Annotated in this window: 24 protein-coding genes; 23 read left to right on the forward strand and 1 reads right to left on the reverse strand. The window is 41.0% G+C overall.

Features of this window, described 5'->3' with window-relative positions:
- Positions 1–3 precede the first annotated feature (3 nt).
- The 5 genes from EWE74_RS17275 (at position 4) to EWE74_RS17295 (ending at position 4,047) form a co-directional block, all read left to right on the forward strand.
- Entirely contained in the window at positions 4–657 is a 654-nt protein-coding gene (locus tag EWE74_RS17275; protein ID WP_130142913.1) for an HD domain-containing protein, read from the forward strand.
- 53 nt (positions 658–710) lie between these two features.
- A complete protein-coding gene (locus EWE74_RS17280; protein WP_130142914.1) occupies positions 711–1,472 on the forward strand; it encodes a glycerophosphodiester phosphodiesterase family protein in 762 nt (253 codons plus the stop codon).
- A gap of 6 nt (positions 1,473–1,478) precedes the next feature.
- On the forward strand, positions 1,479–2,318 hold the full coding sequence (locus EWE74_RS17285; protein WP_130142915.1) for a phosphodiester glycosidase family protein: 840 nt from the start codon (positions 1,479–1,481) through the stop codon (positions 2,316–2,318).
- Between the two features lie 34 nt (positions 2,319–2,352).
- Positions 2,353–3,189 (forward strand): endonuclease/exonuclease/phosphatase family protein, encoded by an 837-nt coding sequence (locus EWE74_RS17290; protein ID WP_130142916.1) that lies wholly within the window; start codon positions 2,353–2,355, stop codon positions 3,187–3,189.
- A 66-nt stretch (positions 3,190–3,255) separates the two neighbouring features.
- Positions 3,256–4,047, forward strand: coding sequence for a DUF4197 domain-containing protein (locus EWE74_RS17295; RefSeq protein ID WP_130142917.1), 792 nt, complete (start codon positions 3,256–3,258; stop codon positions 4,045–4,047).
- 28 nt (positions 4,048–4,075) lie between these two features.
- Here EWE74_RS17295 and EWE74_RS17300 read toward each other — a convergent pair whose 3' ends face one another.
- Entirely contained in the window at positions 4,076–4,933 is an 858-nt protein-coding gene (locus EWE74_RS17300) for a M23 family metallopeptidase (RefSeq protein WP_130142918.1), read from the reverse strand.
- A gap of 220 nt (positions 4,934–5,153) precedes the next feature.
- On the opposite strand from EWE74_RS17300, the gene mutY reads away from it, so the two are divergent.
- The 18 genes from mutY to EWE74_RS17390 all read left to right on the forward strand — a co-directional run bounded on the left by mutY (position 5,154) and on the right by EWE74_RS17390 (position 21,575).
- Positions 5,154–6,227, forward strand: a complete 1,074-nt coding sequence (gene mutY / locus EWE74_RS17305) for an A/G-specific adenine glycosylase (protein ID WP_130142919.1) — start codon at positions 5,154–5,156, stop codon at positions 6,225–6,227.
- An 84-nt stretch (positions 6,228–6,311) separates the two neighbouring features.
- Complete coding sequence (locus EWE74_RS17310) at positions 6,312–6,758, forward strand: single-stranded DNA-binding protein (protein WP_130142920.1); 447 nt, start codon at positions 6,312–6,314, stop codon at positions 6,756–6,758.
- A 23-nt stretch (positions 6,759–6,781) separates the two neighbouring features.
- The gene (gene pheS, locus EWE74_RS17315) at positions 6,782–7,819 is read left to right on the forward strand and encodes a phenylalanine--tRNA ligase subunit alpha (protein ID WP_130142921.1); all 1,038 of its coding nucleotides are present in this window, start codon (positions 6,782–6,784) and stop codon (positions 7,817–7,819) included.
- Positions 7,820–7,835: 16 nt separating this feature from the next.
- On the forward strand, positions 7,836–8,417 hold the full coding sequence (locus tag EWE74_RS17320) for a TetR/AcrR family transcriptional regulator (protein ID WP_130142922.1): 582 nt from the start codon (positions 7,836–7,838) through the stop codon (positions 8,415–8,417).
- A gap of 25 nt (positions 8,418–8,442) precedes the next feature.
- On the forward strand, positions 8,443–9,858 hold the full coding sequence (rlmD, locus tag EWE74_RS17325; RefSeq protein ID WP_130142923.1) for a 23S rRNA (uracil(1939)-C(5))-methyltransferase RlmD: 1,416 nt from the start codon (positions 8,443–8,445) through the stop codon (positions 9,856–9,858).
- 13 nt (positions 9,859–9,871) lie between these two features.
- Positions 9,872–10,264: a hypothetical protein gene (locus tag EWE74_RS17330; RefSeq protein WP_130142924.1), complete on the forward strand. Its 393-nt coding sequence runs from the start codon at positions 9,872–9,874 to the stop codon at positions 10,262–10,264.
- 96 nt (positions 10,265–10,360) lie between these two features.
- Positions 10,361–11,095 (forward strand): hypothetical protein, encoded by a 735-nt coding sequence (locus EWE74_RS17335; RefSeq protein ID WP_130142925.1) that lies wholly within the window; start codon positions 10,361–10,363, stop codon positions 11,093–11,095.
- Positions 11,096–11,196: 101 nt separating this feature from the next.
- Entirely contained in the window at positions 11,197–11,886 is a 690-nt protein-coding gene (locus EWE74_RS17340) for an OmpA family protein (RefSeq protein WP_130142926.1), read from the forward strand.
- 185 nt (positions 11,887–12,071) lie between these two features.
- Complete coding sequence (gene miaB, locus EWE74_RS17345) at positions 12,072–13,505, forward strand: tRNA (N6-isopentenyl adenosine(37)-C2)-methylthiotransferase MiaB (protein ID WP_130142927.1); 1,434 nt, start codon at positions 12,072–12,074, stop codon at positions 13,503–13,505.
- 74 nt (positions 13,506–13,579) lie between these two features.
- A complete protein-coding gene (locus EWE74_RS17350; RefSeq protein WP_130142928.1) occupies positions 13,580–14,839 on the forward strand; it encodes a sigma-54 interaction domain-containing protein in 1,260 nt (419 codons plus the stop codon).
- Positions 14,839–15,369: an LptE family protein gene (locus tag EWE74_RS17355; protein ID WP_130142929.1), complete on the forward strand. Its 531-nt coding sequence runs from the start codon at positions 14,839–14,841 to the stop codon at positions 15,367–15,369. Before EWE74_RS17350 ends, EWE74_RS17355 begins: the two co-directional genes overlap by 1 nt.
- Positions 15,370–15,375: 6 nt before the next feature.
- Positions 15,376–16,410: a hypothetical protein gene (locus tag EWE74_RS17360; RefSeq protein ID WP_130142930.1), complete on the forward strand. Its 1,035-nt coding sequence runs from the start codon at positions 15,376–15,378 to the stop codon at positions 16,408–16,410.
- A gap of 12 nt (positions 16,411–16,422) precedes the next feature.
- A complete protein-coding gene (gene secG / locus EWE74_RS17365; protein ID WP_130142931.1) occupies positions 16,423–16,794 on the forward strand; it encodes a preprotein translocase subunit SecG in 372 nt (123 codons plus the stop codon).
- Between the two features lie 208 nt (positions 16,795–17,002).
- Positions 17,003–17,278 carry a co-chaperone GroES gene (locus EWE74_RS17370; RefSeq protein WP_130142932.1) on the forward strand — a complete coding sequence of 92 codons (276 nt, stop codon included), beginning with the start codon at positions 17,003–17,005 and terminating at the stop codon, positions 17,276–17,278.
- Positions 17,279–17,360: 82 nt separating this feature from the next.
- Complete coding sequence (gene groL, locus EWE74_RS17375; protein ID WP_130142933.1) at positions 17,361–19,001, forward strand: chaperonin GroEL; 1,641 nt, start codon at positions 17,361–17,363, stop codon at positions 18,999–19,001.
- A gap of 181 nt (positions 19,002–19,182) precedes the next feature.
- Positions 19,183–19,695, forward strand: a complete 513-nt coding sequence (locus EWE74_RS17380; protein ID WP_130142934.1) for a CD225/dispanin family protein — start codon at positions 19,183–19,185, stop codon at positions 19,693–19,695.
- Position 19,696: 1 nt separating this feature from the next.
- On the forward strand, positions 19,697–20,086 hold the full coding sequence (locus EWE74_RS17385) for a DUF2752 domain-containing protein (protein WP_239018698.1): 390 nt from the start codon (positions 19,697–19,699) through the stop codon (positions 20,084–20,086).
- Between the two features lie 19 nt (positions 20,087–20,105).
- Positions 20,106–21,575, forward strand: coding sequence for a sensor histidine kinase (locus EWE74_RS17390; protein WP_130142935.1), 1,470 nt, complete (start codon positions 20,106–20,108; stop codon positions 21,573–21,575).
- The last annotated feature ends 3 nt before the right edge of the window (positions 21,576–21,578 follow it).

Here is a 21,578-nt window from a genome sequence, read left to right on the forward strand (position 1 = left end):
ATAATGACTGAACTAGATCTCATACAGCAAACAGCCGCGTTCGTACAGGAAAAACTGAGAGATGCTGAAGCAGGACACGATTGGTGGCATATACAGCGCGTATGGAATAATACGAAGTTGATTTTGGAAACAGAGGAAGCTGATGCATTGGTTTGTGAATTGACGGCGTTACTACATGATATTGCCGATAGCAAGTTTCATGATGGAGACGAACAGATAGGTCCGCGTATAGCCGGAGAGTTTTTGCAGCGGATAGGATTGGATAAAAGACGGATAGAACACGTACAGCAGATTATATCCAATATGTCTTACAAAGCATCGTTGGGACAAGTTGATTTCCATTCCAAAGAATTAGAAATTGTACAAGATGCAGATCGTCTGGATGCTATAGGCGCGATTGGTATTGCGCGTGCCTTTCAATATGGAGGATTCAAAAACCGAGAAATATATAACCCCAATATTCCTCCTCAGCAACAGTTGAGTAAGGAAGCGTATAAAAATACGACGGCACCCACCATAAATCATTTTTATGAAAAGTTGTTGCTGCTTCGGGACAAAATGAACACGACTACCGCAAAACAGATCGCCGCACATCGTCACCTAGTTATGGAATCATTTTTGCAACAATTTTATAGCGAATGGAACGGGGAAAGCTGATTTAACACTATGTTAATGGGAATTGGGTATATTCGTGGAAGTTAAATATAGATATGAAACCAACATTAGTAATCCTTACCTTATTGACGGTTATGCACGTGGGTGCTATGGCCCAAACAGAAATGATCGCGCATCGCGGATCCTGGAAAAACACCAAGGTGCCTCAAAATTCATTTGCATCCTTAAATAAAGCCATAGAACAAAAAGCTTGGGGTACAGAGTTTGATGTACATTTAACAAAAGATGATGTATTAGTCGTGACCCATGATCAGGACTTTTACGGAATAGACATAGCGACCTCAACTTACCAAGAATTGCTTGCTAAGAAACATCCCAATGGCGAAAGTATCCCTACCGCAGAGGAATATTTAAAAGAAGGACTGAAGCAGAAAAAAACCAAGTTGATCTATGAACTTAAAACGAATAAGCTTGGTACAGAAAGGACATTGAAGGCGGCGGAACTGACGGTGGCTTTGGTAAAGAGTCTAAAAGCCGAAAAGCAAGTGGAATATATCGCATTTAGTTATGACGCTTGTTTGAAATTGAAAGAGCTGGATAAGAAAGCAAAAGTTCATTATCTCAATGGTGATAAATCTCCACAGGAAATAAAAGCAGCGGGTTTGAGCGGGCTGGATTACCATCTGTCGGTTTATAAGAAACATCCAGCGTGGATCGGAGATGCAAAGAAATTACAACTTAAAACCAATGTATGGACGGTGAATCGGGAGGATGATATGCATTATTTTATTGACCAAAAGATTGATTACATCACGACGGATGAACCGGAGTTGCTCAACCGTATTCTAAATAAATAATAGTCAATGTATCATTTAAGAACAGCTGTCTTAGCTTGTATTTTCTTTTTCGTTACAGCTGCGTTTGCGCAGGATAACCAAGATTCCATAGCGGTTGTAACCAAAAGCTGGAAAAAAACCAAAGTAAAAAAAGGAATCGTCTGGAAACAAGGGCACTTTGATAATCTTTTTGATAGCGAACAAGAGATCAATTATGTAGAGATCGACCTAAAAAAGAACTTAAAAAAGCTTTATGTAACAGCAGAACCTTCGACGTTAAAACCTACGTCGCAATTGGCGCTGGAACACCAGGCGTTGGTAGCTGTTAACGGCGGTTTCTTTGATATGAAAAACGGCGGTGCAACTGATTTTATACAGGTAGATCATAAAGTTATTAATCGTACGCGAAAAAAAACGGATCGTGGTAATGCGCTGTTCTTGCTGTCGGGAACAGAAATAAAGGTCAAAGCTGCAACAGATACCTTGTATGAAGCAGAAAATTATCCGAACGTCATGCTTTCTGGTCCGTTGCTTGTTGTGGATGGGAAACCCTATCCGTTAACCAAAAATGCGTTCAACGACAATAGACATCCACGTACAGCTATTGCATTGACTGGAGATCATAAATTACTCCTATTTATTGTTGATGGAAGGAATAAATTGGCACATGGTATGAACCTCGACGAACTATCCAATACCTTACGGTGGTTGGGAGCGAAAGAGGCAATGAACCTGGATGGCGGAGGAAGTTCGACTTTGTATATAAAAGGAGCGACTGAGAATGGCGTGGTAAACTATCCATCCGATAATAAACTGTTCGACCATGAAGGTGAACGTGCTGTCGCCAACATTATTTATGTCAGATAACATTATTTATGTCAGATAATATTAATTATACAGTATGAAACGATTTTGTTTAGCCATATTACTTCTTCTAGGATTTTCCTATATTTTGTCAGCGCAGGAGTTGACTGTAGCTTCTTTTAATATACGATTGAAAACCACATCGGATGTCGGGAATTTATGGGATGATAGGAAGCAGGCGGTCACAAACCTTATCCAATTTCATGAATTTGATATCTTCGGTATTCAGGAAGGATTTTACGAACAGGTGCAGGATATGAAGCGTCAGTTGCCCGGTTTTGAATACATCGGCGTGGGACGCGATGATGGTGCAGAAAAAGGAGAGCATTCGGCGATCTTCTTCAATCAACAACGCTTCAAATTAATAAAAAACGGAACCTTTTGGCTTTCTGCAACCGATACGGAGAACCCTAATAAAGGCTGGGATGCCGCTTTGCCAAGGATTTGTACGTGGGGCGTATTTGAAGATAATCAAAATGGCAAGCAGTTTATCTTTATGAATACGCATTTTGATCATATAGGTGTGGAAGCACGTCGTGAAAGCGCGAAGCTTATCTTAGAAAAGGCAAAGGAACTAGCAGAAGGTTTACCCATTATCCTGACCGGTGACTTTAATGTAGACGAAACCAACGAAGCGTATTTTACGCTTGCAAAAAGTGGAATAGTACAAGATACACATGAATTGGCAAAAATTGTGTACGAACCGAATTCTTCCTTTAATGCGTGGGGGAAAGGACTTAAACCTAAACAACGTATCGATCATATTTTTATTACAAAGCCATTTCAGGTGCATAAGTATGGCATTTTAACAGATACGTATATGAGTAAATTTCCTTCGGATCACTTTCCTGTAGTTAGTGTGCTACATTGGTAAGTCCATGTAGTGCAATAGCCAAAATAGGATTTTATGTAGCTTTATTGTCGTAAATAACGATAAGATATGAAGAAAAGTTTCAGAACGATTTGTACAATAGGGTTTTTTCTAGGGACACTCTCTAGTGCAGAAGCGCAAATAGGATCAAAGCTAAAAGGAATTTTAGGGCAGTTAGAGACAACTTCGGAAGACACCTCCAAGTCTGTCAATCAAGCTAGTTCGGACACACAGGAAGTAACCAAAACAGAAGCTAACAATGCTGTCAAACAGACGTTAGGCAACGGACTGCAAGCGAGCATAAAGATGTTGGCGGCAAAAGATGGCTATCTAGGAGATGCTGCTGTGAAAATATTGATGCCTCAAGAAGCGCAAAAGGTAGAGGAAGCTTTACGTGCGGTGGGTATGGGTTCACTATGTGATCAGTTTATCACCAGTATGAATCGTGCTGCCGAGACCGCTGTTAATGAAGCAGGTGAGGTATTCGTCAACTCCTTGTCCAAAATGACTATTAATGATGCATATACTATTTTGCTAAGCGGACAGCAAGATGCGGCAACATCCTATTTTAAGGCAAGTACTACATCTGAATTGACCCAGCGGTTTAGTCCGGTAATCGAGTCGGCAATGGGTGAAAATAATGTTTCCGATTACTGGACACAACTCACATCTGCTTACAACAAACTGCCATTGTCCAGTAAGGTGGAAAGCAACCTCACGGCCTATGTTACCCAAAAAGCAATCGATGGTCTTTTTGTCAAAGTAGCTGATCAGGAGCTTAAAATCCGAAATAATCTCGGTGGTTCCCGTTCAACGGATTTGTTGTCAAAGGTATTTGGTTGGGCAGACAAGCAGAAGTAGCAGCTTCATTGCCGTTAAGAATAATCTACTATAATGAAAAATATGTGGATGGGTTGAGTTTTCTGTTATTTAAGAGAACCTCATAATGTAGATGGGGGCCGGTGCTTCTTCCGGTGCTACCGAGTAGACCAACAATATCGCCGGCTTCTACAGCCTGTCCTTTTTTAACACGTGTACGGGTAAGATGTGCATATCGCGTTTCATAACCATTCTTGTGTTTTACCATGACCACATATCCATAAGCTCCTTGCCAGCCTGCAAAAGAAACCTTGCCCTTCGCGGTGACTTTCACGGGATCTCCTGTTCTTCCTTTTAAGTCTACACCGGAATGCATTTCACGACCCCGTCCGGTAAAGGGGTTACGACGATAGCCATAAGACGACGTGATTCGGCCGTGATGTGGACGACCCAGCGGTACCCCATCTAATTTGGACTCCAGGTCTGCTAATTGTTTTTTGTAGAACACCGAAAGCTCCACCAAATCATCTTCACCTTTCTCTAATGGACCACCCATATTAGGGTTCATCTTGAGTTCCTTCAGCCCCCGCTTCTTCATCTTTTGATTGATACGGTCAATAGTGCTATCGATAGAGTTGAAAGATTTCTTTATTTCTTCCGTTGTTAGCTGATTGTTGAACTCATCCAGTTCCAATAGACGATTTTCAGCTTTCAGCTTGTTTATTTTTTGGTCGTAAACCTTAATATATTTTTCGGATGTCCGTTGTTTAACCACATACACCACAGATAATATTGTTATAACAGTAAGGGCAACAAAGGAACTTAGGACCTTTTTCCAGTGCGTGACGACAAACGTGGGAACCTGCATTCTCTTGGTAGATGTACCATCCGGTTCGACGAAAAGCACGGCGGTTTTTTTCTTTAGCATGAGCCTTAATAATAAAAACTTTTATGATACGAATGCACAAAGGTAATGTATCAAGCTATTTGTGGTCAATATTTTACAAATTTTAACATTTTTTAAGACTCTTTTTATTGTAGAACCTCCATGAGATACTATTTAGAAAAAATAAATGTAACAGCTCATATAAGCTCCATTACCTTTAAAAAAAACAATTAATTTGATGAAAAAATAGGCACCTTTGTGCATGTCATTCGCTGTAAAACTTATAAGTTGGTATCGTGAAAAAGGGCGTGATTTGCCTTGGAGAGCTACGCATGACGCCTATATTATATGGCTTTCGGAGATTATTCTTCAACAGACGAGAGTCGAACAGGGAATGCCCTACTTTCATCGCTTTGTAGAGGCGTTTCCGATGGTAACAAAATTTGCGGAAGCAAACGAAGAAGACATCTTGCGGCTATGGCAGGGTTTGGGATATTACTCGCGTGCTCGAAATATGCATAAAGCCGCTAAAATGGTGGTAAATGATTTTCAAGGCATATTTCCGAATACCTATGAGGAAGCCATTCGCCTTCCTGGCGTTGGAGAATATACGGCGGCAGCTATCGCTTCTTTCGCGTCCAATGAGGCAAAGGCGGTAGTAGATGGAAATGTATACCGCGTGTTGGCGCGCTATTTTGGAATAAAAGAACCGATTAATTCCGGCCACGGCAAAAAAATGTTTGCAGAAATTGCACAAGAAATGCTTGATGGTGAGAATCCGGGTATATATAACCAGGCTATTATGGATTTTGGGGCCTTGCAATGCAAACCCAAGAACCCCTTATGTGCGGATTGCATTTTCCAGATGGAATGTGTCGCTTTTCAAGAAAGATTTGTAGATGTGCTGCCTGTAAAATTGAAAGGGAAAGGGAGCCGTAATCGGTATTTTCATTATTTTATCATAATGGAAGACGAGCAGATCTTAATGTCAAAACGCGGGCTAGGCGATGTGTGGACAAATCTATATGAATTTCCGATGATAGAAACAGCAGAGGATAGGTCCAAGTTAGACCTGATGACAGAGGCTGATTTTACTGAATACTTTGAAGAAGATACTGTTTTAACGATCGTAGGCAAGCAAATAAAGCATGTGCTGAGTCATCAGAATATTTATGCACGTTTCTATGTCGTTGGGAACCCCCATGCTTTAAAAAAGAAAAAAAAGAGTTGGAATTATCATTATTACGAAAAAATAGATAAATTAGCTAAACATAAACTTATATTCTCTTTTCTGGAAAAAAATGAACATCTCATCTCGGCTAAGCAATTAGAATGAAGTCACATAGATGTTATTTTTAGCCATAGTGTATATGTAGGATATAGAAACAATATACAATTGATCAGCCCTAAATTATAAAGTATGGCAAGCGTTAATAAAGTAATTTTAGTCGGGCATTTGGGGAAAGATCCCGAAGTACGTTATTTAGACAACAATGTCTCTGTTTGCAGTTTTCCTTTTGCAACTTCGGAGACGTACACGAAGGATGGTGTACGGGTTAAACATACCGAGTGGCATAACATCGTTATGTGGCGTAATCTGGCAGAAATGGCTGTTAAATATCTTCAAAAGGGTAAATTGGCTTATATCGAAGGGCGATTGAGAACCCGGAATTATGAAGATAAAGAGGGGACGCGTCGATATGTAACGGAGATTGTAGGCGAGAGTTTTAAGCTATTGGGACGCCCTTCTGATTTCGGACAAATGGGAAAAGCCACATCGCAAGAGGGAGAAAAAAGTGATGGGGAAAAAGAAGTAGAGGTGGATTTTTCCGAAAATGACGACGATGTAGATGGTTTGCCATTTTAATATTTTGCCGTATCTTTGGCACTATGTTGCAGGACAAGATTAAGCAGTTTACAGAAGAAATAAAGGGGTTTACCCCCACATCGGCAGTCGATGTTGAAAATTTTAGGTTAAAGTTTTTGGTTGCCAAAGGTATCGTTAAGGCGTTGTTTGAGGAATTTAGAACCGTGTCAGCAGAAGAGAAACGCACGCTAGGCAAGGTTTTGAACGAATTTAAACAACTCGCTGAAAATACATATAACGACGCTCAAGCCCAGTTTGTAGGTGCCGAAAAGAGTCTGCAACGGGAAGAGGGTGATTTAACACTTCCGGGAGAAGGTTTCCAGTTGGGGTCTCGACATCCATTGTCGTTGGTGCGAAAAGAAATCGTAGAAATTTTCAAAAAATTAGGCTTTATTGTCGCTGAAGGGCCAGAGATCGAAGATGACTGGCATAACTTCTCTGCGCTCAACTTTCCTCCTGAACACCCTGCACGGGATATGCAAGATACTTTTTTCGTTGAAAAGAAAGAGGGCAATGATATTGCGCTACGTACGCATACTTCTTCTGTTCAAGTCCGTTTAATGGAAATGGGAAAGCCGCCATTTCGTGCTATTATGCCAGGACGTGTGTATAGAAATGAAGCTATATCGGCGCGCGCACACTGCTTTTTTCATCAGGTAGAAGGGCTATATGTAGACGAAAACGTTTCGTTTGCCGATTTGAAACAAACCTTGTTTCATTTTGTGCAGGAATTATACGGCGAGGGTACAAAAGTACGTTTCCGTCCTTCCTATTTCCCATTCACCGAGCCATCTGCTGAAATGGATATTTCTTGCACGATATGTAAAGGAGAGGGCTGCCAGCTCTGTAAATATTCGGGATGGGTCGAAATATTAGGATGTGGTATGGTAGATCCTAACGTACTGGATAACTGTGGTATCGACAGTAAAAAATATTCCGGTTTTGCATTCGGAATGGGGATCGAACGGATAACAAATTTGAAATACGAAATTCGGGATTTACGCTTGTTCTCCGAGAACGACGTTCGTTTCTTATCTCAGTTCGAGACAGAGCTTGTGTAACCTCCCAAGGGAATATATGGAGTCCGACCAGGTCATATTATCAATAAAGAAATCCGCACGTGAGCTTTTTAGACGTTACGGATATAACAAAACCAGTGTAAATGAACTGGCAAAGCAGGCGTGCATAGCAAAAGCAACTTTTTACAAACATTTTGCTAGTAAAGAGCTTATTCTCCATGCCGTATTGATGGATTATATCCGCGAAAATGTAGAAGATATCCTGAATAAAAATATCCGGGAAAGAGACCTTTCTACTTTTTTGGCCAATACAATTCTTCGTGTAAGCCGAGTGACGTATACCGTGTGTAATGAATTTGTAGGTTGGGAGTTTATTCGGGAATCGGCCAACGCACAGGAATACCTGAAGACACTTTCCGACGACTTGGAATTTCTGCTGCTTAGCTCGTTTATCCAAAACGAAACTATAGCGCTAACCGTACCCGAAGAAAGATTGACCTTTCTTATCAAGTCCAGCAAAAATATTGTTTTCTCATTTGCTTTTACCGCGGTAACGGATGCCGATGTACGTAAAAACTTCATTTCTTTTCAAAAGGAGATCTTGCCTTATTTGGTGCAGGCAACGTTATTAGAGTCATAGTTTTTTGTGTACTTTTGCACCCACTATGGGTAGACGAATTCCACAGGACAAGCGGTTTTTAGCTGATGTTCACATTATTGATATAGCGGAAGAGGGCAAAGGCGTTGCCAAGCACGATGAATTAGTACTGTTCATTGAGCAGGCAGTGCCGGGTGATATTGCCGATGTGGAGCTGTTTCGCAAGAAGAAAAATTTTGCGGAAGGGCGTTTAGTGGCATTAAAAGAATCTTCGAAGTATCGGATAGATCCTTTTTGTCCACATTTTGGCGTTTGTGGAGGGTGTAAGTGGCAACACATGGAATACCCCGCACAGTTGTTGTTTAAACAGCAATACGTGGAGAATGCACTAAAGCGCTTGGGTAAAGTGGATATTTCTCCCATGGAACCTATTCTTGCCTCGGCCGAAACGGAATATTATAGAAACAAGCTGGAATTTACGTTTTCCAATAAACGTTGGTTGACGTCGGTGGACGAAGAAGTTAAACCAGATGATCTAAACGCTTTGGGGTTTCACGTGCCTGGTCGGTTTGACAAAATTTTAGATATAGATCATTGCTTTCTGCAACAAGATCCGTCAAACGCCATTCGAAATGCGGTTCGCGCTTTTGCCGTAGCACAGAATATCTCTTTTTATGATTTGCGTGCGCATGAAGGCGCCTTGCGTAATTTGATTATCCGGACATCTTCTACGGGAGAAATAATGGTGATTGTCGTTTTTGCCTATCCAGAAGAAGGTCAGGTAGATTCATTGATGACTTTTATCAAGGAGCAGTTTCCTACACTTACCTCTTTACTATATATCATTAATCAGAAGCGTAACGATACGATCTTTGATCAGGATATCCATACATTTAGCGGCCGTAACTTTATATACGAAGAGATGGAAGGATTGAAGTTTAAGGTGGGACCAAAGTCTTTTTATCAAACCAATTCTGCACAAGCGTACGAGCTGTATAAGATAACACGCGACTTCGCCGGTTTAAAAGGCGATGAATTGGTATATGATTTGTACACCGGAGCAGGAACGATTGCTAATTTTGTAGCCCGTACGGCAAGGGAAGTCGTAGGTGTCGAGTACGTACCTTCCGCTATTGAAGATGCAAAAATCAATTCACAGATAAATGGGATTGGTAATACGAAATTCTATGCCGGGGACATGAAAGATGTACTGACGGCAGATTTTGTACAAGAACATGGTCGGCCGGATGTGGTGATTACCGATCCCCCACGCGCCGGAATGCACGTGGACGTTGTGAATCGTATTTTGGAGATGGAAGCAGAAAAAGTAGTGTACGTAAGTTGCAATGCGGCAACGCAGGCACGTGATCTCGCTTTATTGCAGGAAAAATACCAGGTAGAACGTATCAAGCCAGTGGACATGTTTCCACATACACAACACGTAGAGAATGTGGTGTTGCTAAAATTGAAAACGGAGAGTTGATAACGACAAAAATATGGACATTGAAGATTTAATGGGAAGAATGGGATCTGCGGAAGGTCCGGTCGCAAATAGCCCCCTCAAAAGCTTGAAAGTTGATCTGGATTTTTATAGTGATTCCATAAAAGAAGTAGCTACGGAGATGGTGGCAGAAGGGTATACACTATATCCAATTTTTATAGCGCATCAACATGAGGTCAGTATTGGGGAGCTACTGCTAAATAAAGATGAATTGAACACACAATGGACGATTAACGTAAGCTCGTTTGAGGAGTTTGTAGATCGTGGACTCATCAAAGAAGACCGGAAAGATTATTTTATCAAGCATTTCAAAAATACCCGTGAATATATGTGCCTCTTTGTTATCATACCAGAAGGCGCAAACTTTGTTTTCTATCCATATAACTAGCTTTTAGTTCGATTTAAAACTTTTTAACATTGGTTAGTCTAAACATTTACTAAATTTATATGAATGTACAGACATTTTAAATATATATGCATACTCGTGAGTTTACTTTTTTCCCTTCTCTTGGGAGCAACAAGTACGTACGCACAGCAAACTGGTAGTGGTGTGTCGGGTATTGTGGTGGAAAAAGGCGGTAGTGTACGTCTCTCTGATGTAAATGTAACGAACCTGCGCACGAAAAAACGTGCGCAAACAAATACGTTCGGGGTGTTTATTCTAGAAGCATCGGTGGGGGATAGTCTTTCTTTGACAAAAACAGGCTATGGGCCGGTAAAGACGATTTTACAAACCACGGAAGATATCCTTGTGGAAATGCAGGCAGGCTTAACCATCGAGACCGTTGTCGTAAGCCGGATGAGTAAGGAGGCAGAGATGCGGGACATGTTGGACGATTATCGTAAGAAAGGGGTCTATAACGGCGGGAAAAACACCGTTGGTACTTATTTAGGAAGTCCGGCAACGGCATTGTATAATTTGTTTGGGCGTGATGCAAAAAATGCCAAGCGGTTCGCAAATTTGATGGATAGGGAATTGGAAGAAAGCCAGGTGGATCGTGTTTTTAACAAAACTTCGGTAAGCTCCGTGATTGATTTGGAGGGAGATGATCTCCAGTCGTTTATGGATATGTACCGTCCTTCCTACAGCATGGTTAAAAATTGGGGGCAATATGACTTCATGCATTATGTGAAACGTTCGTTTGAAGCTTGGGATAAAAATGGACGTCCCCGTTCCGAACGCTTGCCAAAACTAGATATTCCTCCACAAGAACGATAATTCTTTTCAATTTCATTTAGTTTATATTGGGAATGCAAGTATTTTGGCATTTACTTTGTTTATCTTACAAGTAGTTAAGTAAATATAGAAAATTATTACATATGAAACTCAATAGAAAAATAGCTGTATATGGCTTGTCAGTAGCCACGTCAGCGATGTTGTTTGCCAGCTGTGCTGCGATACAAAATACGAGTAACACAACAAAAGGCGCTGCTATCGGAACAGCTGCAGGAGCTGGTCTAGGTGCTTTGATCGGGGGTAAGGCTGGTAATACGGCCGTTGGCGCTATTGCGGGCGCTGCCATCGGGGGTGTAGCAGGTGGCCTGATTGGTAAAAAGATGGATAAACAGGCGAAGGAAATAGAAAATACGGTAGCCGGTGCAGAAGTTATCAAAGCCGATGAAGGTATTATTGTGAAATTCGATGAAGGTATCTTGTTTGATTTCAATAGCTCGACTTTAAAGTCTGCTGCAAAAACGAACATCTCCAAATTGGTGGAGACCTTGAACAAGGAGCCGGGAACGAATATTTTGGTGCTTGGCCATACAGATAACATTGGTACATTGGCGGCGAACCAGAAAGTTTCGGACGCCAGAGCCGCATCTGTTAAGGCTTATGCGGTTTCACAAGGTCTGAGCGGTTCGCGTATAAAGACAGAAGGTAAAAACTATTCCGAGCCAATTGCCTCCAATGATACAAATGAAGGGCGTGCAGAAAATCGCCGTGTGGAAATTGTTATTGTGGCTGGTGACGACATGATTAAAGAAGCACAAGCTGAAGCTAGGAATTAAGCTTTAGTTTTTTAGTGTACGTACGATGAAAAAGCGCTATTCTATGTGGATAGCGCTTTTTTGCTTCTTTACCCTTTCGTCCTCTTGGTGATTCCCCGTAATCATGAAGGTTTTTTTATAAGTGCTGCCAAACTGTCATCAATCTAAGTTTTTATTCGTAACTTTGTAGTCTTTTAGTTGATGCTATGATCGAATTACAACACACAACAAAAACACACGACGAGTCCCGTCAGGGTGAGGCTTTGGATATGCTCCCTACCGGGAAATCTACAGGAAGAAAGCTGTATATCGAAAGTTATGGCTGTCAGATGAATTTCTCTGATAGCGAGATTGTTGCTTCTATTTTACTGGATAATGGTTTTGAGACGACTAGAGATTATAAGGAAGCTGATGTTGTATTTATAAATACGTGCTCTATCCGGGAGAATGCAGAACAGCGGGTGCGGAATAGACTAAAAGAATTTGAATCTGCTAAAGCAAAAAATCCAGGTATGGTGGTCGGCGTTTTAGGCTGTATGGCCGAGCGATTGAAATCAAAATTCCTCGAAGAGGAAAAATTGGTGGATGTTGTCGTCGGACCGGATGCTTACCGTGATTTGCCAAACCTGATTGGTAAGGTCGACGATGGAAGCAAGGCGGTTAATGTATTGCTATCCAGAGAAGAAACCTATGCTGATATCAGTCCGGTGCGCTTAAACTCCAATGGTATTTCGGCGTTTATATCTATTATGCGTGGATGTGACAATATGTGTTCCTTTTGTGTAGTCCCTTTTACACGAGGCCGTGAAAGAAGCCGTGATTGTCATTCTGTTGTGAAAGAAGCACATGATTTGTTTAACGCCGGTTATAGGGAAGTGACTTTGTTGGGACAGAATGTCGATTCGTATAAATATACGAGACCAGTAATAGAAGGACAAACACCGGAACCTGCTGTAAACTTTGCACAGCTCTTGGCGATGGTGGCAGAAGTAAGTCCCGAACTTCGTGTACGTTTCTCTACTTCGCATCCGAAAGATATTACGGATGAGGTCTTGCACACGATGGCACGCTACGAAAACATTTGTAAATATATACACTTACCGGTGCAATCAGGAAGCTCGCGGGTATTGGAATTGATGAACCGTACGTATGACCGTGAGTGGTATATGGATAGGGTTAATGCGATCCGTCGTATTATTCCGTCATGTGGTATATCGACCGATGTGATTACAGGATTCTGTACAGAGACAGAAGACGAACATCAAGAAACGCTTTCTATGATGGATTATGTAAAATACGATTTTGCTTATATGTTTGCTTATTCCGAGCGCCCGGGGACACTGGCAGCCAAACGTTATGAAGATGACGTACCGGAGGAAGTGAAGAAAAGACGATTGACCGAAGTGGTTAATAAGCAACAGGAACATAGTCTTTATCGCTTGCAAAATTTTGTGGGCAACGTGCAGAAAGTACTCATTGAAGGATTTTCGAAACGTTCGGATCAGGATTATTGCGGCCGGAATGACCAAAATACGATGGTTGTTTTCCCGGTTGATGAGCGCTTTAAACCCGGGCAATATGTCTATGTTTTGGCTGAACGTTGTACGTCAGCAACGTTAATCGGCAGAATTGTTGATTAAGAATATAAATACATTGCGGATTACAAACCGAGCTAGCAAGCTCCTCGAAGGTGATCACGATTCACAAAGAAAAAATGGATATTCAAGATATTAAAAATAGGTTTGGAATCATTGGTAATTCACCATTGTTAAATCGAGCAATTGATGTTGCCTGGCAGGTGGCACCAACGGATATATCGGTATTGATACAAGGTGAAAGTGGGGCGGGTAAAGAGGTTTTTTCACATATCATCCACCAATTAAGTGCCAGAAAGCACGGGCCTTTTATCGCTGTAAACTGTGGCGCAATTCCCGAAGGAACAATAGATTCTGAACTGTTTGGCCATGAAAAGGGATCATTTACAGGCGCACACGAGGCGCGAAAGGGATATTTTGAGGTTGTAGATAGCGGAACTATTTTTTTGGATGAAGTAGGCGAACTTCCTTTGGGTACCCAAGCTAGATTATTGCGGGTTTTAGAGACGGGCGAATATATTCGTGTGGGGTCATCGAAAGTGCAAAAAACAAATGTACGGGTAGTAGCGGCAACGAATGTTGATGTGTACGAAGCCGTAAAAAAAGGTAAGTTTAGAGAAGATTTGTACTATCGTTTGAATACAGTTCCGCTACGGATTCCTGCTTTACGGGAACGTAAAGAAGATATCAATCTGCTCTTTAGAAAATTTATTGTTGATTTTTCCGATAAATACCGGTCTCCGGGCGTGCAATTGACACCAGATGCACAGGAAACCCTGATGAATTATAGCTGGCCTGGAAATGTACGGCAGCTAAAGAATATTGCGGAGCAAATTGCGGTTTTGGAAAAGGAACGTTTAGTAGATGCTGTTATATTGTCTAAATACTTACCTATAGAACAACCTGTGTCATCGTTGCCCGTCTTTGTAAAAGATGCGGGGAAAGAAGATTTTTCGGAACGGGATTTACTATATAAAGTACTTTTTGACATGAAAAAGGATATGGTGGATTTGAAGAAATTAGTGGTCGAACTTCTTAAAGAAGGGGTAACCCCGGGGACTTATGAGCAACATTCACCCTATATCAATCAGTTATATAACGAAGTCAAACCTTCTGGAGGCTATTTAGGCGAGGAAGGTGCACATCCAACACTAACCATTCATAACCCGAATCAAGGTATAAAAGGCAATGATTATATGTCGTATGACGCACAGGATGCCGAGGAGGTAGAAGAGTCTCTTTCTTTGGTTGAAAAAGAATCAGATTTGATCAAAAAGGCGTTGAAGAAGCATAAAGGCAAGCGTAAGGCAGCTGCTCGTGAATTGGGTATTTCCGAACGCACCTTGTATAGGAAAATCAAGGATTTAAATTTAGATTGATGAATACCATGAAACAACGGAATGTATTTATATTTCCTTTACTTGCAATTGTGGTGTGTTTCTTATTTAATGGTTGTGGTGTAAAATACGGTTTTACGGGAGGTTCTATTCCACAGAATATGAAAACAGTTCATGTAGCCTATTTCGAAAATATAGCGCCGATGGTTTACCAAACGCTCGGTCAGAACTTTACGGAAGGCTTAAAGGAGCGTATTCGGAACCAATCGAGACTGAGTCAAGTCAACGGTGAAGCAGATGCGATGTTTGAAGGTGTTATCACCGGTTATGATATTGCGCCGGCAGCTGTAGAAGCCAATACAGACCGTGCAGCTTTGAACCGGTTGACGATTACGGTCAAGGTAAAATACACAAACCGTTTAGATGACACGGGGGAGAGCAACTTTGAACAATCCTTTTCGCAATTTAGAGAGTTCCCCGGTTTAATACAGGGACAGGAAGAAAACCTGACAAGGGAAATTATCAATTTGTTGACAGAAGATATTTACAATAGAGCATTTGCTAACTGGTAATATATTATGGGAAATCAAGGGGCATCATTTACACATTTATATCATCAGGCTTTGGTGAATCCAAAGGATATCGCGTTGACTGATTTTGAGCAATTGCTTGCCCGATATCCTTATTCACAACCACTATACTTCGCTTTTGAAAGGTATAAATTTTTGAAGGGAGAACAGCCGGAACACATCACAAATCGCACAATTTTGTTAGCAAGTAATGCCAATTGGTTAGCGGAATATGTACGATTGCCTATAGAAGATGTGCCCGTAGTGGAGGTGGAAGATGATGATTATGTGCCTTATGAAGATATCGGGGCGTCTTCGGAAAGAATGGAGGAGCCTTTTGTAGAAGAAGAAAGCTCAAAGCAAGAAGAGGAACAAGCTATAGAAACGCTAGTGCAAGAAGGAATAGGAGGCGGCGATTATTTTGCAGTGCATACGAAGGATCTATACGTAGAGCAGACGGAAGAACAGGATTCTGAAAAAGAGGAGCAAACGGAAGAGGAAATAAACGAAGAGAATATTAGCCTGTATAATGACGAGCTAATGCCATATAGCTTCCGTTGGTGGTTGCACAAAACCCGATTGGAGCACGCAGACACTTATCAACCATTTGCGAGTCCGGAACTTCCGTTAGCAAATAAATCGTCGTTTGATCCTGCGGAATTGGATCACGTTATCCTTGACCAGCAGATTCGGGAACATATTATTCATTTGCAGCATCCGGAAGATAAGCTTAGTGAGGAAGTAAAGCACCGAGAGACGACCTCCCATGGCTCTAGTAAAGTGGCGGAGGTCATCGAACGCTTTATTCGAGAAGAACCGCAGATACAGCCTCCGCAACCGGAGAATCTAAATGTGGAAAACAAAGCTAGAAAGAGTTCCGAGGAACAATTTGATCTGGTGACAGAAACACTCGCCAGTATTTACGCTGACCAAGCGATGTACGTAAAGGCGATAGAAGTCTATAAAAAATTAATTTTGAGATTTCCAGAAAAAAAATCGTATTTTGCGACCCGAATTAAGGAATTGGAAGAGAAACTATATTAACGAAATAAAATAATGCAAACATTTTTAATTGTCCTGATTATATTGGCAAGTGCTTTATTAGGATTTATCGTATTGATTCAAAACCCCAAGGGAGGGGGCTTGGCATCAGGATTCGCAGGTAGCTCTAATTTGATGGGCGTACAACGTACCGGAGATTTCTTAGAGAAAGGAACATGGGGCTTGGCAATTGCATTGATGGTGTTATGTTTGGCCATGAATATTTTGGGACCTTCAACTGGAGGAAGAGCAGGTGGGTTAGGCGATCAAATCGATGCACCGGCGCAAACTTCTCCATTGAACCTTAATCCGAATCCTACACAACAGGAAACAACCCCGGTAACAGAAGCCCCTGCGCCGACAACACCTGTTGATAGCGCAAACTAACATATCATCAATTTATAGGTATTGAATAGACCTTGCAGATTACCCCTGCAAGGTCTTTTTTGTTGAAATACTGTCTCGTTCAATATGACAGGATGACACAGGGTCAGCGAAAAAATGGCAACAATTTCCCTGTTTTTTCCTTTGGCATAGTTGGTGATAGGTAAAAGGAGAAGAATTTAAAATCAAAAATTAAATAAAAAGAGTAACTATGGCATTAAGTATTAAACCTATCGGAGACAGAGTTGTCGTAGAGGCAGCTCCCGCAGAAGAAAAAACAGCATCAGGAATCTATATTCCGGACACCGCAAAAGAGAAACCTTCTCAAGGTACTGTCGTTGCGGTAGGGACTGGTAAACCAGAAGAGCCGTTAACTGTCCAAGTAGGCGATAAAGTTTTATATGGCAAATATGCCGGTACAGAGATTACTTACGAAGGTAAGGAGTATTTAATCATGCGTGAATCTGACATTTACGCGGTTTTATAAATCAAACGTAAAATCAATATTAAAAAAGAAGTTAGAAAGATCTAAATACTTAGTACTTAACGACTAAATATTAATTAAAAAAATGGCAAAACAAGTAAGATATAACGTAGAAGCGCGTGACGCACTGAAAAAAGGTGTGGATACTTTAGCAAACGCAGTAAAAGTAACTTTAGGTCCTAAAGGACGTAACGTTATTATCGAGAAAAAATTTGGTTCTCCTGCAATCACGAAAGATGGTGTAACCGTAGCCAAAGAAATCGAATTGAAAGATGCTTTGGAAAATATGGGCGCACAGATGGTGAAAGAGGTTGCTTCTAAAACCGCTGATCAGGCTGGTGATGGTACAACCACTGCCACTGTACTTGCGCAAGCTATCGTTGCTCCCGGCTTAAAATCTGTAGCAGCAGGTGCTAATCCTATGGATTTAAAACGTGGTATCGACAAAGCTGTTGCTGCAGTTGTTGCCAACTTGCAGTCACAGTCACAAGAAGTGGGTGCTGATAATAATAAAATCAAACAAGTTGCTACGATATCGGCAAACAACGACGACGTTATCGGTTCGCTGATTGCTGAGGCAATGGAGAAAGTTGGCAATGACGGTGTAATTACGGTAGAAGAAGCAAAAGGTACAGAGACGGAAGTGAAGACAGTGGAAGGTATGCAATTTGACCGTGGTTATTTGTCGCCTTATTTCGTAACGAATTCTGATAAAATGGAAGCTGATTTAGAGAGCCCGTATATCTTAATATACGACAAGAAAATCAGCAACATGAAAGAATTGTTGCCTATCTTGGAGAAACAAGTACAAACAGGTAAACCTTTGTTGATTATTGCAGAAGATTTAGATGGGGAAGCATTAGCAACTTTAGTTGTAAACAAAATTCGTGGTTCACTAAAAGTGGCAGCGGTTAAAGCACCTGGTTTTGGCGACCGTCGTAAGGCGATGTTGGAAGATATCGCTATCTTGACAGGTGGTACCGTTATCTCTGAAGAAAGAGGCTATAAATTGGAAAATGCAGAGCTTTCTTATTTAGGTCAAGCGGAAAAAGTAACGGTTGATAAAGATAATACAACGATTATCAACGGCTCTGGAAATGCAGATGATATCAAAGCTCGTGTTGCGCAGATCCGTTCACAAATTGAAACGACAACTTCAGATTACGACCGTGAGAAATTACAAGAGCGTTTAGCAAAATTGTCTGGTGGTGTTGCCGTACTTTATGTAGGAGCAACTACAGAAGTAGAGATGAAAGAGAAAAAAGACCGCGTAGACGATGCATTGCATGCTACTCGTGCAGCAGTAGAAGAAGGTATCGTTGCTGGTGGTGGTGTTGCTTTCATCCGCGCTACAGCAGCATTATCAGATCTTAAAGGTGCTAACGAAGATGAAACAATCGGTATCGACATTATCAAACGAGCTATCGAAGAGCCTCTTCGCCAAATCTGTAACAACGCCGGTATCGAAGGTGCAGTAGTTGTTCAGAAGGTAAAAGAAGGTACAGCTGATTTTGGCTACAATGCCCGGACAGACGTATACGAAAACTTAATTGGTGCAGGTGTAATCGATCCAACTAAGGTTTCTCGTGTAGCATTGGAAAATGCAGCTTCTGTTGCATCTATGCTATTGACGACAGAATGTGTGTTAGCTGATGAACCAGAAGAAGGCGGAGCAGCAGGCGCTGGTGCTCCTCCAATGGGCGGCGGCATGCCAGGCATGATGTAAATAGAACTATTTCCACGGAATAAATGGAAATAAAAAGGCTTCAGAGAACTTTCTGAAGCCTTTTTTGTTTATAGACAGATAAAGAATTTATTATATTTCCGCTATATTTATATGCAAAGGTGATTATATTGCATATGAAAATAAAATTATTTAGGTTTATCGTTTATAATCAAAAATAAACATGCAAAAATATCATTACACAGATGGGACAAATACATTCGGTCCTTTTTCGATAGAAGAGTTGAAAACAAAGGGTATTACAGGTGATACCTATGTATGGGCAGAAGGTATGCCGAACTGGGTACTCGCGAAAAGTGTACCAGAGTTGGGCAGCATATTGTCTAATGGCTCACAACCTTATTTTACAGGAGCAGAACAAACCCCTCCTCAATTCCCGAATACACCGGCTTCCCCTTACCGCCAGCGTATGGAACAGCCACCTAAAACCTATTTGCTGGAAACCATTTTGACGACGATCTTTTGTTGTTGGCCGTTAGGAATCCCTTCGATTATATACGCCTCACGTGTGGAAAAGAAATTTTATGCCGGAGATTTAATGGGGGCAGAGGCAGATTCTGCGAATGCAAAAAAATGGATGTGGATCAATGTAGGAGTTTGTATTGGTTTATGGGTGCTTTATTTTATTATCTTTGGTTTCGCGATGTTCGGTGCAATGATGTCCGGAGATTTTTAACATGATGTTGAAAAAGTATCGTTTGGTGTTTATAGGAACAGGTATAGTCGTGCTTGGCGTAGCAACCTATATCTATTATACCTATGATCCTGCTGCACATGGCTGGTTTCCACGATGCCCGTTCAAAACATTAACGGGATTGGATTGTCCGGGATGTGGCTCTCAACGTGCAGTACACGCGATATTACACGGAGATTTTGAGGGAGCATTTCGTTACAATGCTTTATTGTTCCCGTTTATTCCCTACCTGACCCTTGGCTTTGGCTACCGATGTGTGAAAAATCCAGGTGAACATTTATTGAAATGGCGTAAAATCCTATTTGGAGAATATGCCATTAAAACTATAGCGACTATTATTTTTGCCTATTTCATTTTGAAGAATGTGATATAGATTCCCAAAAGAAGAACACATGATTTTAATCGTTGACGATCAAATAGAAAATATCTATTCATTAGAAAAGCTCTTAAAATCTAAGGGTTTCGAGGTGGATTCCGCGCTTTCGGGTGAAGAGGCCCTTAAAAAGGTGTTAAAAAATGACTATGCTCTGGTTATTCTGGATGTGCAGATGCCAGGTATTGACGGTTTTGAAGTAGCGGAAACTTTATCAGGATACAGCAAAACCAAAGAAGTACCCATTATATTTTTGTCTGCTGTCAATACAGATAAGAAATTTATAGCCAAAGGATATGCTTCTGGAGGGATAGATTATATTACCAAACCGGTGGATCCTGATATTTTAATATTGAAAGTAAAGACGTTCTATCGACTATATGAGCAAACTTTAGCACTCAATGACGCTCAAAAAATATTGGAATCCGAAATCGAAACCAGAAAAAAGGCACAACAAGAACTGAAAGATAAAGTAGAACATCTTCACACTACATTGGAAAGTTTACCGCAAATTGCTTTTACCGCGGATGCACGAGGGAATATTACGTTTGTCAATAAGAGATGGTATAACTATTCTCGCTGTCCCGAGACCTTTCCAGAAGTACATCCAGATGATACGTGTATTAAAAAAGTATGGCGGCATTGCATTGAATGGAGCCAACCGTTAGAACTAGAAGTGCGTATAAAAGAACTTAAATCGGGACACTTCTGTTTTCACCTCTTGCGTATCATTCCGGTGAAAGATAAAACCGCTATACGGAGTTGGGTCGGAACATTTACAGATATACATGAGCAGAAAGAAGAGGAAAGGAAAAAAGATGAATTTTTAAGTATTGCAAGTCATGAGCTCAAAACCCCTTTGACGAGTATTAAAGCCTATATCCAATTGTTAGAACGTATGCCGGATGTGCAGAAAGAAAGTAAGTTTGCAACTTATATTAGCCGGGCGCAAAACCAGGTTAATAAACTGGACAGCCTTATTGCGGACTTATTGGATATTTCCAAGATAGAGAACGGTAAGCTAAAGGTGAATAAAAAGCCGTTTGATATGGAGAAGCTTATTGAAAGTGCTATCGAGACCATTGGTTATACCCATAGTCATGTACAGGTTAAAATTGAACGACAGGGAGAAACGATTACAAAAGAGGTGAATGGAGATGCTTTTCGCATCGAACAAGTGCTTATCAACTTCCTAACGAATGCGATAAAGTACTCTCCCGATAGCGATAGGGTCGTTGTACATACTGTTGTTGACAAAGATCAGCTCTATATTGCCGTTCAAGATTTTGGTATCGGTATTCCCGAACACAAAAAAAACAATATCTTTACGAAATTCTATCGTGTGGAAGAGTCATCTGTAAAATTTCAAGGACTAGGAATTGGTTTATATATCTGTGCAGAAATTATTAAGCAACATAATGGTACATACGGCATAGCAAGCTCTTCAAATCAAGGAACTACCTTTTATTTTACGATACCATTTAATTAAATC

It is taken from the genome of Sphingobacterium corticibacterium, from assembly GCF_004208525.1.
In the GTDB taxonomy this organism is placed as follows: Bacteria; Bacteroidota; Bacteroidia; order Sphingobacteriales; family Sphingobacteriaceae; genus Sphingobacterium; species Sphingobacterium corticibacterium.